Origin of the sequence: Pseudomonas sp. P7759 (genome assembly GCF_013386445.1) — a bacterium.
In the GTDB taxonomy this organism is placed as follows: Bacteria; Pseudomonadota; Gammaproteobacteria; order Pseudomonadales; family Pseudomonadaceae; genus Aquipseudomonas; species Aquipseudomonas azotoformans_A.
On record NZ_JACART010000031.1, the window covers coordinates 1 to 17,021 of the forward strand.

18 protein-coding genes, 1 tRNA gene and 1 pseudogene are annotated in these 17,021 nt (G+C 60.1%); 2 read left to right on the plus strand and 18 right to left on the minus strand.

What is annotated here, in order from left to right; genetic code table 11:
* Positions 1–120: 120 nt before the first annotated feature.
* The 7 genes from HX823_RS21855 to HX823_RS21885 all read right to left on the minus strand — a co-directional run bounded on the left by HX823_RS21855 (position 121) and on the right by HX823_RS21885 (position 8,458).
* Positions 121–2,511: a TonB-dependent receptor gene (locus HX823_RS21855; RefSeq protein WP_177076651.1), complete on the minus strand. Its 2,391-nt coding sequence runs from the start codon at positions 2,509–2,511 to the stop codon at positions 121–123.
* Between the two features lie 84 nt (positions 2,512–2,595).
* Positions 2,596–4,206, minus strand: coding sequence for a gamma-glutamyltransferase family protein (locus HX823_RS21860; protein WP_177076653.1), 1,611 nt, complete (start codon positions 4,204–4,206; stop codon positions 2,596–2,598).
* Between the two features lie 17 nt (positions 4,207–4,223).
* On the minus strand, positions 4,224–5,315 hold the full coding sequence (locus HX823_RS21865) for a polyamine ABC transporter substrate-binding protein (RefSeq protein ID WP_177076655.1): 1,092 nt from the start codon (positions 5,313–5,315) through the stop codon (positions 4,224–4,226).
* A gap of 20 nt (positions 5,316–5,335) precedes the next feature.
* On the minus strand, positions 5,336–6,115 hold the full coding sequence (locus HX823_RS21870) for an amino acid ABC transporter ATP-binding protein (RefSeq protein WP_033901714.1): 780 nt from the start codon (positions 6,113–6,115) through the stop codon (positions 5,336–5,338).
* A gap of 2 nt (positions 6,116–6,117) precedes the next feature.
* Positions 6,118–6,894: an amino acid ABC transporter permease gene (locus tag HX823_RS21875; RefSeq protein WP_010209179.1), complete on the minus strand. Its 777-nt coding sequence runs from the start codon at positions 6,892–6,894 to the stop codon at positions 6,118–6,120.
* Positions 6,895–6,905: 11 nt separating this feature from the next.
* Positions 6,906–7,712 (minus strand): ABC transporter substrate-binding protein, encoded by an 807-nt coding sequence (locus tag HX823_RS21880; protein WP_177076657.1) that lies wholly within the window; start codon positions 7,710–7,712, stop codon positions 6,906–6,908.
* A gap of 77 nt (positions 7,713–7,789) precedes the next feature.
* A complete protein-coding gene (locus HX823_RS21885) occupies positions 7,790–8,458 on the minus strand; it encodes a GntR family transcriptional regulator (RefSeq protein WP_177076659.1) in 669 nt (222 codons plus the stop codon).
* Positions 8,459–8,776: 318 nt separating this feature from the next.
* On the opposite strand from HX823_RS21885, the gene HX823_RS21890 reads away from it, so the two are divergent.
* Positions 8,777–9,628 (plus strand): lipopolysaccharide biosynthesis protein, encoded by an 852-nt coding sequence (locus tag HX823_RS21890; protein ID WP_177076661.1) that lies wholly within the window; start codon positions 8,777–8,779, stop codon positions 9,626–9,628.
* 65 nt (positions 9,629–9,693) lie between these two features.
* Here the strand turns inward: HX823_RS21890 and HX823_RS21895 are convergent, their stop codons facing one another.
* From HX823_RS21895 to HX823_RS21910, 4 genes are all read right to left on the minus strand, one after another.
* Positions 9,694–10,125, minus strand: a complete 432-nt coding sequence (locus HX823_RS21895; protein ID WP_177076663.1) for a hypothetical protein — start codon at positions 10,123–10,125, stop codon at positions 9,694–9,696.
* A 360-nt stretch (positions 10,126–10,485) separates the two neighbouring features.
* Positions 10,486–10,788, minus strand: a complete 303-nt coding sequence (locus HX823_RS21900) for a tail fiber domain-containing protein (RefSeq protein WP_177076665.1) — start codon at positions 10,786–10,788, stop codon at positions 10,486–10,488.
* A gap of 120 nt (positions 10,789–10,908) precedes the next feature.
* The gene (locus HX823_RS21905) at positions 10,909–11,388 is read right to left on the minus strand and encodes a hypothetical protein (protein ID WP_177076668.1); all 480 of its coding nucleotides are present in this window, start codon (positions 11,386–11,388) and stop codon (positions 10,909–10,911) included.
* Positions 11,389–11,468: 80 nt separating this feature from the next.
* Entirely contained in the window at positions 11,469–11,615 is a 147-nt protein-coding gene (locus tag HX823_RS21910; RefSeq protein WP_177076649.1) for a hypothetical protein, read from the minus strand.
* A gap of 50 nt (positions 11,616–11,665) precedes the next feature.
* Here HX823_RS21910 and HX823_RS21915 point away from each other — a divergent pair.
* A pseudogene (locus tag HX823_RS21915) lies at positions 11,666–12,019 on the plus strand (site-specific integrase); the annotation flags it as partial.
* 69 nt (positions 12,020–12,088) lie between these two features.
* Here HX823_RS21915 and HX823_RS21920 read toward each other — a convergent pair.
* The 7 genes from HX823_RS21920 to rpmI form a co-directional block, all read right to left on the minus strand.
* Positions 12,089–12,165 (minus strand) — tRNA-Pro (locus tag HX823_RS21920).
* Positions 12,166–12,255: 90 nt separating this feature from the next.
* On the minus strand, positions 12,256–12,612 hold the full coding sequence (locus HX823_RS21925; RefSeq protein ID WP_010209127.1) for a MerR family transcriptional regulator: 357 nt from the start codon (positions 12,610–12,612) through the stop codon (positions 12,256–12,258).
* Positions 12,593–12,895 carry an integration host factor subunit alpha gene (gene ihfA / locus HX823_RS21930; RefSeq protein WP_002553164.1) on the minus strand — a complete coding sequence of 101 codons (303 nt, stop codon included), beginning with the start codon at positions 12,893–12,895 and terminating at the stop codon, positions 12,593–12,595. The genes HX823_RS21925 and ihfA overlap by 20 nt, the downstream gene beginning before the upstream one ends.
* Positions 12,896–12,898: 3 nt before the next feature.
* The gene (gene pheT, locus HX823_RS21935) at positions 12,899–15,277 is read right to left on the minus strand and encodes a phenylalanine--tRNA ligase subunit beta (protein WP_177076670.1); all 2,379 of its coding nucleotides are present in this window, start codon (positions 15,275–15,277) and stop codon (positions 12,899–12,901) included.
* Positions 15,278–15,303: 26 nt separating this feature from the next.
* Positions 15,304–16,320 carry a phenylalanine--tRNA ligase subunit alpha gene (gene pheS, locus HX823_RS21940; protein ID WP_177076672.1) on the minus strand — a complete coding sequence of 339 codons (1,017 nt, stop codon included), beginning with the start codon at positions 16,318–16,320 and terminating at the stop codon, positions 15,304–15,306.
* A gap of 109 nt (positions 16,321–16,429) precedes the next feature.
* Positions 16,430–16,786, minus strand: coding sequence for a 50S ribosomal protein L20 (rplT, locus tag HX823_RS21945; protein ID WP_003174975.1), 357 nt, complete (start codon positions 16,784–16,786; stop codon positions 16,430–16,432).
* 30 nt (positions 16,787–16,816) lie between these two features.
* Positions 16,817–17,011 (minus strand): 50S ribosomal protein L35, encoded by a 195-nt coding sequence (gene rpmI, locus HX823_RS21950; RefSeq protein ID WP_002553160.1) that lies wholly within the window; start codon positions 17,009–17,011, stop codon positions 16,817–16,819.
* Positions 17,012–17,021 lie beyond the last annotated feature (10 nt).

The following is a 17,021-nucleotide window of genomic DNA, read 5'->3' on the forward strand; positions in this document are numbered from 1 at the left end:
GGGCTGCGCAGCAGCCCCAACAAGAACACCACATCGTGTCAGGTAGAGCGAGGTGCCAGGTTTTGGGGCGGCTTCGCCACCCAGCGCGGGGCAAGCCCGCTCACCACAACAAGACTCATGTTAGAAGTCGACGGTGGCCGACAGCAGGTAGGTGCGCGGCGTCGACAAGGTCAGCCCCGGCTCGCTGTCATCCGAAGCGCCGGCCGAACTCCAGTAGCGTTTATCGGCGACGTTCTCCACATTCGCCCGCAAGGTGATGTGTTTGTCGTCCACCTTGAACGCATACCGCGCCCCCACGTCGAGGCGGTTCCAGGCGTCGATTTCCTTCACGTTGGACTGGTCCAGGTACTGCGAGCTGGAATAGATGCCACGGCTGGTCAGCGTGAGGCCTTCGAGGCCTGGCACATCCCATTCGGCGCCCAGGTTGACGTTGTACTTGGGCGTGGCCGGGGCGCGGTTGCCGTCCCAGGTGCCGTTGGTGGTGTCTTTCAGTTCACTGTCGATGTACATCACCCCACCGAGCAGGCGGAAGCCCTTGAGCGGTTCGCCGAACACACTCAGCTCTACGCCTGAGTTCTCGCGCTTGCCGTTAGGCCCGAAGAGCCGCGTGGCGGCGTTGGTTTCATAGGCTGGCTGCTTGATGCGGAACACGGCGGCGGTCACCGCGAACGCGCCGGCGTCGTACTTTGCGCCCACTTCCACCTGGCGACTGATAAACGGCGGGAAAATCTCGTCTTCGTTTCGCGAGGTGGACGGCGCGATCTTGCCCTGGCTCAGGCCTTCCATGTAGTTGGCGTACAGCGACAGTTTGTCGGTGGCCTTGAACAGCAGGCCGCCGGACGGCGAAACCTTTTCTTCGTCGTAGGCCGTGGCACCTTTGACGCCGTTGCTCCAGTCATCCACCTTCACGCGCTGCCAGCGGGCACCGAGGGTGAGCAACAGGCGGTCGTCGAAGAAGCCCAGGGTGTCGGACAAGGCCACGCCGCTGAATTTGTTTTCGGTGTAGACCTTGGCGTCCTGGCGGGTAGCTGTGGACGGCGTCGGTGTTTGTACCGGGTTGTAGAGATTGCTCGGCGCCGCCCCATAGCGTGCGCCACCGTTGGTGAAGTCCATATCGAAGTAGCTGGCGGCGAGGTTGACCTCATGGCTGACCGGCCCGGTATGGAACCAGTTGCGCACGCCAGCGGTGTAGGTGCGCACGTTTTCATCGCGGGTGAAATCCCGTGGCTGCACGCTGAAATCACCGGCCGCATTGGACACGGACACCGCGTGGCGCAGGAAGTCGTGGTTGCTTTTGCGCGCGCCCACGCCGCCGTAGAGCATCACGTTGTCGCTGAGGTCGTACTCGGCATTGACTGTGCCGAACGTGTCGTTGGTGCGGGCCTTGCTCCAGGATTGCGCATAATTGCGGCGCACGTCGTTAGCGCTGGGCACCGGCGCTGCGGCCGCCACCTGCACGCGCTCTTGCGGTGCATCCGTGTCGCGCTCGGTGTGGCCGATATCGGTGGAAAGGCGAAGGCGTTCGCCACGGAAATCCAGGCCCAGCACGGCCATTTCGCGGTCGACGCTCTGGTGATCCCAGGCGGTGTCGCCGGACTGCTTCACACCGTTGAAACGGATGCCGTACTGGTTGTCTTCGCCAAAGCGTCGACCGATGTCCACCGCGCCGCCAGCCTGGCTGTCGGACGCCCAGTTGCCGGTAAACGAGTTGATGTCCTTGTCGGTGGCGCGCTTGGGCACCACGTTGATCCCGCCGCCCACGCTGCCACGCGGCGAGATGCCGTTGATCAACTGGCTCGGGCCCTTGAGGATGTCGACGCGGTCGGCCATTTCCATGTCGATGGTGTAGGTCGGCAGCACGCCGTACAGGCCGTTGTAGGCCACGTCACTGTTGAACAGGCTGAAGCCGCGGATGGTGAATTGCTCGTAACGCCCACCGGCCGGGTTGGTTGCACGCACCGAGGGGTCGGCGGCGATCAGGTCGCCGAGGGTGCGGGCCTGTTGGTTCTTCACCGCATCCGCAGTGTAGGTGGTGATGCTGAACGGGGTTTCCATGAAGTCCCGCGTGCCGAGCATGCCCTGGGCCGTGCGGCGCGCCACCTGGCCGCCGGCGTAGGTGTCGCCGTCATACAGGCCGGTGGTGCCGAGGATCGACGTCGGGGCCAACTCCAGCGTACTGCCCTCCGGCGCCGGCACCAGCATGTAGGCCTGTGCGCCCATCGGTTGCAGTTGCAGGCCAGAGCCTTGCAGCAAGCGCGCGAAGCCCTCCTCCACCCCATATTCACCGGACAAACCACTGCTGCTGCGCCCGCTGACCAACGCCGGGTCCACCGACAGGTTGACACCCGCCAACCCGGCGAAGCGGGTGAGCGCCGCACTCAGGCTGCCGGCGGGCACCTGATAACTACGGCGGGTGGCGGTGTCTTCGGCATAACTGACGGCGGCGAAAAACGGACTGGCGCTGAGGCTCAGCAGCAGGCTCAGTTTGAGCAAGGGACGGACGACGGGCATTGGCGGAAGCTCTCGATAGTGTTCACTTGCCTGGAATGACAGGCGAGATGAAAAAAAGGGACAGGCTCCGCCATTTTTTTTCGCTTACCACACGGCGATCGTTGAATCCGCCCTCGGCTCCGTTCCGCCGCACAATACACCACTGACCGGATCACGCAGGATGATCTGCCCGCGCCCGTAGTCGGTGAGGTCGCTGGCGATCTGCACCTGATGCCCGCGCCGTGCCAAGGCGTTGGCCAAGTCGCGGGAGGCGCCCTGTTCGATGCCGACCTTCATGTCACCCAGCCATTGCCAGCGCGGCGCATCCAGCGCCGCTTGCGGGTTGAGGCCGAAATCCACCAGGTTCATCACCATCTGCACGTGACCCTGGGGCTGCATGTAGCCGCCCATCACGCCGAACGGGCCAAGGGCCTGGCCGTCCTTGGTGAGGAAACCGGGGATGATGGTGTGGAAGGTTTTTTTGCCCGGCGCCAGGCAGTTGGCGTGGGTTGGGTCGAGGCTGAACTCCTGCCCACGGTTTTGCAGGGCGATGCCGCTGTCGGGCAGCACCACGCCGGAGCCGAAGCCGTGGTAGTTGCTCTGGATGAACGAAACCATATTGCCTTCGGCGTCGGCCGTGGCCAGGTACACCGTGCCGCTGGCGTGAGGGTCGCCGGGTTTGGGTGGCTGGGCCTGTTCGCCGATCTGTCCACGGCGGCGCGCGCTGTAGTCATCGCTGAGCAGGTCAGCAACGGCCACGCGCATGTGCAGTGGGTCGGTGATGTAGTGCAAGCCGTCGCTGTAGGCGAGTTTCATTGCCTCCAATTGGCGGTGCCAGGTTTGTTGGCTGTCGCGGTGATCGAAGCTGAAACCTTCGAGGATTTTCAGCGCCATCAACGCTACCAAACCCTGGCCGCTGGGTGGGATTTCCCACACATCCACCCCCCGGTAATTGACGTGGATCGGCTCCACCCACTCGGCGCGGTAATCCTGGAGATCGCTCGCGCGCAGGTAGCCGCCGCTGGCCTTGGAATGTGCGTCCAAGCGTTCGGCCAGCGCGCCGCGATACAGGCTTTCGCAGCGGGTGGCCGCCAGCTCTTCGAGGGTGCGGGCCTGGGCCGGGTTGCGAAACATCTCCCCGGCCCGGGGCGCACGGCCGTCGATCAGGAAAGTGTCGAACCAGGCGTCCAGCGCAGCGTCACGATGGGGCGTGAACTCTTCCAGGGTGAGCTGCCATTGATGGGCAACTACCGGCGACAGCGGGAAACCGTCGCGCGCCAGGCGGATGGCTGGTTGCAGCAACTCGGCAAACGGCAATTTGCCGAAACGCTGGGACAGCTCGGCCCAAGCCGACGGGCAACCGGGCACCGTGACCGGCGTCCAGCCATACAGCGGCATCTGGTCATGCCCCGCCGCTTTAACCGCCTTGATGCTCAAGGCCGCCGGCGCATGGCCGTTGCCATTCAAACCGTGCAACTGGCCCTTGCACCAGACCAAGGCAAACGCATCGCCACCAAGGCCACAGCCGGTGGGTTCCACCACCGTCAAAGCGGCCGCCGTGGCAATGGCGGCATCAATGGCATTGCCACCCTTTTGCATGACCTCGATACCGGCCTGGGCGGCCAGGGGCTGGGACGCCGCGACCATGCCGCGCTGGGCAAACACGCTCTGGCGTTGCGAGGGATAAGGGTACTCGTGAGCAGAAAATTTCAACATGGCAGAGGCTCTTCGATTCATTGGCCGGACTTGATGCGGTTCCATTCCCGGGTCATCAGGCGCTGGATATTTTCCGGCAGGTCGGCGGAGACAAAGGTGTGGTTGATCACGTCATCGCCAGGGTAGATACCGGGGTTGCCGCTGACTTTCGGGTCCATCAGTGGCGTGGCGTCTTTATTCGGGTTGGCGTAGCCGACGTAGTCGCTGATCGGCGCGATCACCTCGGGGCGCAACAGGTAGTTGATCAGGGCGTGGGCGTTGGCCGTGTTGCCGGCGTCCTTGGGAATCGCCAGCATGTCGAACCACAGGTTCACGCCTTCCTTGGGGATCAGGTAGCGGATGTCGATATGTTTGCCGGCTTCCTTGGCGCGGCTCTGGGCCTGCATCACGTCGCCGGAATAACCGACCGCCACGCAGATATCGCCGTTGGCCAGGTCGGCGGTGTATTTCGAGGAGTTGAAGTAGGTCACCGAGGGCCGTAGCGCCATCAGCCGGGTCGAGGCCTGCTTGTAGTCGTCGGGCTGAGTGCTGTTGGGGTCCAGGCCGAGGTAGAGCATGACCTGCGGGATGATCTTCACCGGCGCATCAAGAAAAGCCACGCCGCAGCTTTTGAGCTTGGCCAGGTTGCCTGGCTCGAAGACCATCGACCAGGAATCCAGCACCGCGTCCTTACCCAGCACGGCGCGCACTTTTTCTGCGTTGTAGCCGATGCCCACGGTGCCCCACATATAAGGCACGGCGTAGCGGTTGCCAGGGTCGGCCGCTTCCAGGCGCTGCATCAGGCGCGGGTCGAGGTGCTTCCAGTTATCCAGCAAATTTCGCTGCAACGGCTGGTAGGCACCGGCGTGGATCTGCTTGGACAGGAACTGGCTGGACGGCACCACCACGTCATATCCCGAATGCCCGGAAAGCAGCTTGGCTTCCAGCATTTCGTTGGTGTCGAAGATGTCGTATTGCACCTTGATGCCGCTGTCTTTCTCAAAGTTCTTCAAGGTGTCGGGGCCGATGTAATCGGACCAGTTGTAGACCTTGACCACAGGTGTGGCAGCCTGGCTCATGGGTACAACGGCGGCGCAGCACAGGGCTGCAAACAAGCTGGATAAACGCATGGCACATTTCCTTGGAAGGGTCATAACACGCGACTGAGAAAGGCTCGGGTACGGGGATGGCTGGGGTGGCTGAAAATCTGTTCCGGTGGCCCCTGTTCGATGAGCTCACCTTGGTCGAGCACCACCACGCGATCGGCCACTTCACGGGCAAAGCCCATTTCGTGGGTGACCACCACCATGGTCATGCCCTCCTCGGCCAGCTCCTTCATCACCTGCAGCACTTCGCCGACGGTTTCCGGGTCGAGGGCGCTGGTGGGTTCGTCGAACAGCATGGCCTGGGGTTTCATCGCCAGGGCACGGGCGATCGCCACCCGTTGCTGCTGGCCGCCGGAGAGCATCGACGGGTAGTGGTTGGCCTTGTCTGCCAGGCCGACCCGAGCGAGTAATCCACGGGCCTGTTCCAAGGCTTCAGCGCGGGGTGTGCCGAGTACCTGGATCGGCGCTTCGATGATGTTTTCCAACGCGGTCATGTGGGGGAACAGGTTGAAGCGCTGGAACACCATGCCGATGTCGCGGCGCTGGCGGGCAATGTTGCGCTCCGAGTCGCGTACCAGGCTGCCGTCGCTGCGCTCGCGATAGCCCATGGCGCGACCGTTGACGCGGATGCGCCCGCCCTGGATGTCTTCGAGCAGGTTGATACAGCGAATGAAGGTGGTCTTGCCCGAACCCGAGGCGCCGATCAGCACCACGACTTCTCCGCGCCGCACTTGCAGGGAAATGCCCTTGAGGATCTGCAGCGTGCCAAACGACTTGTGGATATCCAGGGCTTCGATGATCAGTTCTTCACTGTGATGCGCCATGGTTATCGTCCCCTCAGCAGTTTCAAGGTGCTGCGCCCGAACATGCGGCTGGACGCCGGTGGCGGCGCGGAAGGCCGGTCGGACTGGCCGAAGCGCGCCTCCAGCCAACGCTGGAAGAAGCCCCAGAGCGTGGTGAGCATCAGGAAGTAGATCGCCACCACCAGGTACAGCTCGAACACGCGGAACGTCGCCGAGGTGACCATCTGCGTACTGAGCAGTAATTCCTGCACACCGATCACGCTGACCAGGGTGGTGTTCTTGAGCATCACGTTGAACTCGTTGCCCAGCGGCGGCACGATCACGCGGAACGCCTGGGGCAGTACGATGCGCCGCATCAGCTTGGCAAAGCCCATGCCCAGGGAGCGCCCGGCTTCGTATTGGCCCTTGTCGACGGCGCCAATGCCGGCGCGGATGATTTCAGCCATGTAGGCGCCTTCGTTGAGGCCCAGGGCGATGATCGCCGCCTGGATATTGCCGGGCACGACCAGGCCGAACAGGTCGATGTCCTCAAAGCGGAAAATCCCCCCGGCCGCCAGTGCGGTGTAGAGAAATACGATCTGCACCAACAATGGCGTGCCGCGCATCAACCACACGTAAAACCGCACTGGCAGGTGCAGCAGCGGGTTCTTCGACAGGCGCAACAGCGCCGCCGCCAAGCCCAGTACGCAGCCCAGCAACATCGCCGACACCGCGATCAAGCAAGTCAGCCACAGCCCGGTGAGGTAGACCCCGCTGGGCTGCAACAGGTACTGCCAGAACACATCCCAATTGAAGTTCATCGCCGCAAACCTCAGTCGAGAGTGTCACTGCTGACATGCCATTTGTTCAGCAACGCCACATAGCTGCCATCGCTGCGCATGTCGCTGATCACTTGCTGCACGGCGGCGGTGAGTTGCGGGTCGTCCTTGCGCATGCCCAGGCCGGTGAGGATGCGGCTGAAGGCCGGTACACCTTCCTGGAACAGGTCCGGGGCCATCGCGGCGTAGTAGCCGGCGGTTTCCACCGTGGTGCCGTAGGCATCGACCTGGCTGATGCGCAGGGCCTGGAAGGCATCAGTGTCGGTGTTGTAGACCACCAGCTTCATCGGTGGCTTGCCGGCCTTGGTCAGGTTGTCGTTTTGCGCGTCCAGCAGGGTCTTGATGGTGGAGCCGTTGAGTACCGCCACCTTGTGCCCGGACAAGTCATCCAGGGCCTTGATGCCTTTGGGATTGCCCTTGGGCACCACCACCGACTGGCTGGAATACATGTAGTTGACGATGTCGATCACCTGGCGCCGATCGGGCTTGTCGAACAGCTGGTCGACGATCATGTCGCACTGCTGGGCAAGCAACGCCGGCACCAGGCCGGAGAACGGAATCACCCGCCACTGCACGTGTTTGTCGCCCAGGCGCTTGGCGATCTCGAGCCCGAGGTCGACGGTGAGCCCGCGCGGCTTCTGCGCTTCATCGAAGGACACCAGGGGCGGCGAATCCATCCCCGAGCAATACACCAGTTTATCGACGCTCTTCAGGCGCTCCGGTACCTGGGGCGCGGCAATGGCCCATTGGGTACAGAGGCCGAGGGAGACAGCCACCAGCAAGGCGCGGCGTTTATGCATGACCAGACACTCCAGTTCGTTGGTTAACGGGGCAGGACTCAAAGTCAAAACACGGGCGGGCTTGGGCCCGCCTCTGATTATTTTTCCGATTGCAAAAACTGGATCAGCGCCGGCACCGTGCCTTCGATGTGCTCGCGCACTACGGCTTCAGCACGTGCGGCATCACCGGAACGGATAGCATCGAGGATCACCGCGTGTTCCTGGCGTGCGCTGAGGGGTTTCTCGCCATGCTGCAACCACAGGCGCATGGGCGCTTCCACCAGCGAGTACAGCGCTGAGATCTGCTTCATCAAGCGCGGACGGCCGCTGAGGCTGCACAGGTATTCGTGGAAAGCGCGGTGACGGCTGACCCAGGCGGCGCTTTCGTCGCGGTAATCGTCCATCTCGTCGAGCAGGCGCTCCAGTGCGGCCAATTGGCGTTCGCCGATGCGTGCGACGGCCACGCGCACCGCCAGGCCTTCGAGGGCACTGCGCATCTCGAACACTTCGTGCAATTCATCGATATCCAGGCCGCTGACGACGGCGCCTCGGTTAGGCCTGAGGGTTACCAGACCCTGGGCATCCAGGCGGCGGAAGGCTTCGCGCACCGGCATGCGGCTCATGCCGATCTCGCTGGCGATGTCCTCGGCAATCAACCGGTCGCCCTTGCGGTAGCGGCCACTGCATATGGCGTCCAGCAGAAAGTTGTAGGCCTCCTCCTCGGCGGTGAGGGGCTGGCGGTCAACGTAAGCGGGGGCGAATTGCATCGGCAGCACCTTTTGAATTTTTGTATCCAATTATCCACGAATGCAAAAAAGCAGGATGTGTGCCAACTGATCGGGGGATATAGCAAGTGATTGATTTGGATGGGATAGCGATGAAATAGCGATAATAGAGAGGATCGCGCGCGTAGGAAATTGCTACCAAATAGCTCAGAAAACGCACCGCCTGTGGGCGGAAGTAACGGGAGGTGAGCATAAAACGCAGCAGACCGGACCATGAACTTTGCTTTAAGAAGGAACTCAGTCATACCCCGCAGGGTCGGGTGCTGTAGGTATTTTCCTCTCACTGCACGGTTGGGCCCGATGAAACAGACAGCCTTCGTCGCCATCGAGCATGCTGGCAACGCTCAGCAGGCTTTGTACGCCCCCTTCACAGCCCCTTGGCTTTCGAACAAATACCAACTGGACCTGAGCGATTTTGACGCCTGCCGGAACGCGGAGTCAGGTGCGGTCTTTATCATTGCTTCCGGCCCGTCAGCCAAGTCCTTTCCCATCAAAAAATTCGCGCACGTGCCAATGATCACGATGAATGGCGCCATTTCGATGTTCCTGGACTCTGAGGTTAAGCCGTACTTCTACGCCTGCACGGACAGAAGTTTCTCCGACCAGCAGCCGGAGCTGTTCAAACACGCGATGGCGATCAGCCAAAGGGTTGCGCTGTGGGAAGATCACGCACGCTCCTCTCATGCTCGACCGACTGGACGGCTGTACCCATTATCCAAAGCCAAGCGGCCCTCCTGGCTGGAATCTGTTCGAGGCAAACACAGTGCACTGGTCGTCAATCACCCCTTGCTACTGGGTCGCGAAAGACCGCTAGGGTTCAGCAAAGACATGAGCGAGGGCTTTTTTGACGCTCGAACCGTGGCCTATCTGGCCATACAGCTGGCGTTCCATGTGGGATTTACCCAGGTCTTTCTGGTGGGCGTCGATCTGGACGAGCACTCAGGCAGGTTTTACGAAAGTGCTGATTCCACCCACTCACCCTGCGGGCTCGATCAGCACTACTTCACACGCATACTGCCGTCGTTTGAGTTGATGTCCGATAAGGTCATGGGTGATGACTTCAGGGTGTACAACCTGTCTGGCACCTCGAGGATTCCGGACAGTGTCGTCCCACACGCCACCCTGGCAGAGGTTGAGGCCATGATCGCGTAAAACGGCGAAAGCCAGAAACGAGAAGCCCGGCGCTGGGCCGGGCTTCAATGTAACAACGTCAGAGCCTAACGATGCTTGTTCTTGTGTTTATGCTTGTTGTTGCCTTTGTGCTTCTTGCCGTCTGATCGATGACCACTCTCATCATCTGCCAGGTTATTACCCAGCGCGCCACCTGCAGCCCCCCCTACACCGGCGCCGATAGTCGATCCAGTTGTGCCTCCGAGACGATTACCAATCAGCGAGCCGCCGGCGGAACCGATACCGCCACCGAGCGCGGCTTCCGCACGATTGCCTCTTTGAGCCCCGACCGCACTGCCGGCGGCACCACCAACGCCTGCGCCTACCGCTGCGCCCGTTGAGCCACCGAGCTGTTGACCTACGATATTGCCAAGGGCACCACCAACGCCGCCTCCAAGAGCGGCTGTGCCATCTCCGGCGGCCATCGCTCCTTGCGAAATGAGGGCGCCCAACATCAGGGCGGGTAGTGTCATTTTCATTCTGTGAACCTCTATGGGTTGTCAGCAGGCGCTCACGGTTTGAAACACGCCTGGAATATGGATGAGAACAGATGGCCGAAGTTCTATACCGACTGCACCCTGGGGCGAATGGTTGTAACAAGATGTGCCGTGATGGTGCGAGGGGGACGCTTAATACCAAATGGCCCTGCGAAACTCACTAGCCCGAAGCATTCTTGCCAGTACCCAATACCTTGGGAGCTTCAGCGAGGCAGCATCACTCAATGGTCGAAAATCCTGTGGGGTGAATGCGGTTTGTTCCGGGCATGAAAAAGCACAACCTGCAAAGATTGGGCTTTCTATCAGAAAGTCCCTGCCCTCGGCGTTCTGCCGATCAACAAATCATAAAGCACTCACCACGAACGCCAGCAGTTCGTCATAGCGCACGCCCAGCACACCGCCTTCGGTGCCAACTATGGCGTAATCGTTTGTATCCAGCCCTTCAGACTTGAACGCCTCAATCACGTCCTGGGCCATCACGCCGACATGGATCTTTCCATCACCGCCCTTTTGTTTCGAAGCCTTGATCAGCGTCTTGAGCTTGGCTGCCACTTTCAGCTCTTTACGAGAAAGGTCGCGCACGTCCTTGGCCTGGGTCGAATCAGCGGAGATAACCGGACCGGTACCAGGACCAAAGAACAGCATGGATCGGTGGTAGCTGGGTGCCGTGCCGGATGAATAGAGGGTGTGACCGTTCGACTGCGATAGGACAACTGCAGAGTTGTTGCTGCCGCTGCGGATGTCCTGAACAAGAACACCAATGTTCTAGTCGATTGTTCCGCCGTTGATGATCGGCATATCGCCAATATCCACGCCGGTGCGCATGTAGATCTTGCCGGTGCCGGCGTGCACAGGGTGCGACATGAATCCGTCGAGCAACTTGATTGCGTTGGAGCCGCTGTACTTCAAGCGGTCCTGAAAGGAAATCATGTGGTCTTGCAGGTTGCTCCCGCGCAACTCTGTCGTGGCGTCGAACGCGCCATAGGTACCAGCGTCTTGGACCTCATCAATGACGGTCTTGTCGGCGAAGGCATGCGCGTCGGTCTGGTGCAGCATCTTGCGCGATACGACTACGCCATCCCGGAGGGCAACACCCTCTACGGGCACGTTGCCTATATGAAGATGCTCAACAGCTTGTGGGTTGGTGGTGTCTGCCGCGACGTGACCGGAAAACATCTCCATTGCGAGGATTGCGGCAAGGGCGATTGGTAACAGCCGCTTGTAGGTCTGTTTGTCCTGGCTCATCTGTTTCACGTCCGTACCACCTCAAAATGGTTTGAGACATCATACGGGCTATGAACAGACGAGCATATTACAGGCCGTCGTTACTCCTCCAGGGCAGACAGTCGCGCTTCAAAACCTGCCGCGATGAACGCCAGCAGCCCGTCCATGCGGAAACTGTAGAGGTCTCCGGCCTCCTGAATGGTTTCGGTCCAAGCCGGTTTTACAACCTGGGTCCAGGCGTCGGACATCTTCACCATCGACGGCTGACCACGATCATCTGAAACCTCGCTTGCCCGGATACGGGTGGCCTGATCGGTTCGGGAGCTACGGCAGTTGAGCGAATGAATGATTCGACCTGGAGGAAGGCCAGGAAGCACGCGGCGGACAAGTGGAAGGAAATTCACAAGTCGCCAGCGCACCCAGGGTTCAGGTCATTCCGGGTTCACGATTTGAAGCACACCTTTGGCAGAAGGCTACGTGCGCAAACGTGACGGAGGAGGATCCGAAGGCATTGCTGGGGCATAAGAACGGCAGCATTACGAGCCGCTATTCTACAGCCGAATTGCAGTACCTGATTGAGGATGCGAACAAAGTGTCGGCAACTGACTCTCGCGGGCCAGCGCTGACCATCTTGAGGAGGAAGACGGGATGAATCCCCGCAAAAGTCCCTACGCATGAAAAAGCCGAACTGGTTAGAGTTCGGCTAAGTCATTGAATAATATGGTCGGGACGGAGTGATTCGAACACTCGACCCCTAGCACCCCATGCTAGTGCGCTACCGGACTGCGCTACGCCCCGACTAGGCGTGTTACTGGGTTTGCTTCTTGACGAAGCGATCCGGAATATACCGCAAGCTTTTGAAATGTGGAAGTATTTTAAAAGCTTGAATCACTTCTTCAACACCACCAGCACATCTTCGAGTTCGGCGATCATCTGGCGGATCATTTGCTTGTATTGGGTAGTGTCGTCTTTGGCTTCATCACCGGACATACGCTGGCGCGCGCCGCTGATGGTGAACCCCTGGTCGTACAGCAACGCGCGGATCTGTCGGATCATCAGCACATCCTGGCGCTGATAATACCGACGGTTCCCGGTGCGTTTGACGGGGTTGAGTTGAGGAAACTCCTGCTCCCAATAGCGCAGCACGTGCGGTTTTACCGCACAGAGCTCGCTGACTTCACCAATGGTGAAGTAGCGTTTGCCTGGGATGACGGGTAGCTCGTCGTTATGACTTGGTTCCAGCATAAGCCTCAACTCGGGCCTTCAACTTCTGCCCTGGACGAAAGGTGACCACACGGCGAGCCGTGATCGGGATTTCTTCTCCCGTTTTTGGATTGCGGCCAGGCCGCTGGCGTTTGTCCCGCAGGTCAAAGTTGCCGAAACCGGACAATTTGACCTGTTCGTTGTCTTCCAGAGCGTGTCTGATCTCTTCAAAAAACAGCTCGACCAATTCCTTGGCCTCGCGCTTGTTCAGACCCAACTCTTCGTACAGACGTTCCGCCATCTCAGCTTTCGTCAAAGCCCCCATACGTCACTTCCTTAACGTGGCGTTCAACCTTTGTTCGAGCGAGGTGAGGATATTTTGTGTCGTGGTATTCACCTCATCGTCATTAAGAGTGCGCGATGGATGCTGCCAGGTCAAGCCAACTGCAAGGCTTTTTCTATGCGGATCAATACCTTTACCCTGATAGACGTCAAATAGCCTGAGGTCTGTCAGCCATTCCCCTGCATTTTCACGGATTACATCCAGAACAGCAGTGGCGGCCACTTCACGGTCGGCGATCAAGGCCAGGTCACGGCGCACTTCAGGGAAGCGCGACAACTCGCTGAATTTAGGCATCTTGCCAGAAGCCACTTCAGCCAGAACCAGCTCGAACACGAAGACCGGACGGTCGAGACCGAGGGTTTTCGACAATTCAGGGTGAATGGCGCCGACGAAACCGACCAGCCGACCTTCACGCTCGATGCGTGCCGTCTGGCCCGGATGCAATGCAGGATGGCTGCCCGGCACGAAAGTGAAGGCATCCAGAGCGCCGGCGAAACCCAGTACCGCTTCCACGTCAGCCTTGACGTCGAAGAAGTCCACAGCGTCGCGCCCCTGTGCCCAGCCTTCCGGCAGACGGCTGCCGCAGACCACACCGGCCAGCATCGGCTCTTGCTTCAGGCCGTCCAACTGACCGACGAAACGCAGGCCGCTTTCAAACATGCGCACGCGGTCTTGCTGACGGTTCAGGTTGTGGGAAAGTGCTTTCACCAGGCCTGGCCACAACGAAGAACGCATGGCCGCCATGTCGTTGGAGATCGGGTTGGCCAGCAACAGCGGTTCGACGCCCGGGTTGAACAGTTCGAACTGCTTCGGATCGATGAAGCTGTAGGTCACCGCTTCTTGATAACCACGGGCAACCAGCAGACGACGCAGCTCAGGCAGGTGCGCACGCGCTTCGGCCTTCGGTTGTGGCGCCAGGCGCGCTTGCGGGTAACGGACCGGCAGGCGGTTGTAGCCGTAGAGACGGGCCAACTCTTCGATCAGGTCGACTTCCAGGCTGATATCGAAGCGATGGCTTGGTACTTCAACGTGCCACTGCCCTTCCCCACTCGAGGAAATAGCCAGGCCGAGAGCCGACAGCAGTTGCTCGATTTCAGCCGCCTCGATGACCAGGCCAAGCATCTGCTCGACGCTTTTGGCACGTAGGGTGATCGGTGCAACGGAGGGCAGGAACTGCGCGTTGACGGTTTCGGTGATCGGGCCGGCTTCGCCACCGGTGATTTCCAGCAGCAGGCCAGTGGCGCGCTCCATGGCTTCACGGGCGAGGTTCCAATCCACTCCGCGCTCGTAGCGGTGCGAAGCATCGGTGTGCAGGCCGTATGAACGGGCCTTACCGGCGATGGCGATCTGGTCGAAGAACGCGCTCTCAAGGAACACGTCGCGGGTAGTCGCGGAGACGCCGCTGTGCTCGCCACCCATCACGCCGGCAATCGCCAGGGCGCGGGAGTGGTCGGCGATGACCAGGGTGTCGGCACGCAGGCTGACTTCCTGACCGTCGAGCAGTACCAGCTTCTCGCCTTCTTCTGCCATGCGCACGCGGATGCCACCGTTGATTTCGGCGAGGTCAAAAGCGTGCAACGGTTGACCCAGCTCCAGCATCACATAGTTGGTGATGTCGACGGCGGCGTCGATGCTGCGTACGTCGGCGCGACGCAAGCGCTCAACCATCCACAGCGGCGTCGGCTTGGACAGGTCGACGTTACGGATCACACGGCCCAGGTAACGCGGGCAAGCGTTTGGCGCCAGCACGTCGATCGGGCGTACTTCGTCATGTACCGCAGCTACGGCGGCAACCACTGGACGGGTGACCGGGGCGTTGTACAACGCGCCAACTTCACGGGCCAAACCTGCCAACGACAGGCAGTCGCCACGGTTCGGGGTCAGGTCGACCTCGATGCTGGCATCTTCCAGTTCCAGGTAAACACGGATGTCCTGGCCCACTGGCGCGTCGGCCGGCAGCTCCATCAAGCCATCGTTGCCCTCACCGACTTGCAGTTCTGCCTGTGAGCACAGCATGCCGTTGGACTCGACACCACGCAGCTTGGCCTTCTTGATCTTGAAGTCGCCTGGCAGCTCGGCACCGATCATGGCGAACGGGATCTTCAGGCCCGGACGCACGTTTGGCGCTCCGCACACGACCTGGAAGGTTTGCGCGCCATTGCTGACCTGGCATACACGCAACTTGTCGGCATCGGGGTGTTGTTCGGTGCTCAACACCTCACCCACGACCACGCCACTGAAAACACCGGCGGCCGGCGTAACGCTATCGACCTCAAGGCCGGCCATCGACAGACGGGCAACCAGCGCGTCGCGATCTACCTGCGGGCTTACCCAGCCACGCAGCCATTGTTCACTGAATTTCATCCTGCTCTCCTAAAGATTCGTTACGACTAGCGAAATTGCGCGAGGAACCGCAAGTCGTTGTCGAAGAACAGACGCAAGTCGTTCACGCCGTAACGCAGCATGGCCAGACGCTCAACGCCCATGCCGAAGGCAAAGCCCGAGAACTCTTCCGGATCGATGCCGGACATGCGCAGCACGTTAGGGTGAACCATGCCGCAGCCCATCACTTCCAGCCAGCCGGTCTGCTTGCACACGCGGCAGCCTTTGCCGCTGCACATCACGCATTCCATGTCGACTTCAGCGGAGGGCTCGGTGAACGGGAAGAACGATGGACGGAACCGTACCGCCAGCTCCTTCTCGAAGAACACCCGCAGGAATTCTTCGATGGTGCCTTTGAGGTCGGCGAAGTTGATGTCGCGATCAACCAGCAGGCCTTCGACCTGGTGGAACATCGGCGAGTGGGTGATATCGGAGTCGCTGCGGTACACACGGCCTGGGCAGACAATGCGGATCGGCGGCTTGGTCGCTTCCATGGTGCGGACCTGTACCGGCGAGGTATGGGTGCGCAACAACATGTTCGCGTTGAAATAGAAGGTGTCGTGCATCGACCGGGCCGGGTGGTGGCCTGGGATGTTGAGCGCCTCGAAATTGTGATAGTCGTCTTCGACCTCAGGGCCTTCGGCAATGCCGTAGCCGATGTGGGTGAAGAACTGCTCGATACGTTCCAGAGTCCGGGTGATCGGATGCAGGCCGCCCGAGGCCTGGCCGCGACCAGGCAAGGTGACGTCAATGGACTCGGCGGCGAGTTTGGCCGCGAGATCAGCCTCCTCCATGGTCGCCTTGCGCGCATTGAGCACCTCTGTGACACGCTCCTTGGCGACGTTGATCAGCGCACCGACTTGCGGACGCTCTTCAGCCGGCAAATTCCCCAGGGTCTTCATCACCTGAGTCAATTCACCTTTCTTGCCAAGGTAGTGAACCCGGATTTGCTCCAGGGCATTTACATCTTCAGCGCTTTGCACAGCCTCAAGGGCTTGGGCAACGAGCGCGTCCAGGTTTTCCATGTACAGACTCCAGATACAAAATAGGGGAAGAGCTTGAAGGCTCTTCCCCTATTTAAGACGTTTACCACCTTGGGCTACAGACGTAACCCAGGGTGATTGTCGGGGGTACTTAAGCCAGAGTGGCTTTAGCTTTCTCGACAATCGCAGCAAACACCGCTTTTTCGTTCACTGCCAGTTCGGCCAGAACCTTACGGTCGATCTCGATGGAAGCTTTTTTCAGGCCAGCGATGAAACGGCTGTAGGACAGACCGTTAACACGTGCACCAGCGTTGATACGAGCGATCCACAGAGCGCGGAACTGACGTTTTTTCTGACGACGGTCGCGGTAGGCGTATTGGCCTGCCTTGATTACCGCTTGCTTGGCGACACGGAATACGCGTGAACGCGCGCCGTAGTAGCCTTTAGCAAGTTTCAGAATTTTTTTGTGACGTTTACGGGCAATGACGCCACGCTTTACACGAGCCATGAGTTACTTCCTCTATTCTTGATCCAAAAATTAACGAAGGCGCAGCATGCGCTCGACTTTTGCCACGTCAGACGGATGCAGCAAGCTGCTACCGCGCAGTTGACGCTTACGCTTGGTCGACATTTTGGTCAGGATGTGGCTCTTGAAAGCGTGCTTGTGCTTGATACCGTTAGCAGTTTTCAGAAACCGCTTAGCAGCACCACTTTTAGTCTTCATCTTTGGCATGTTCGGATAC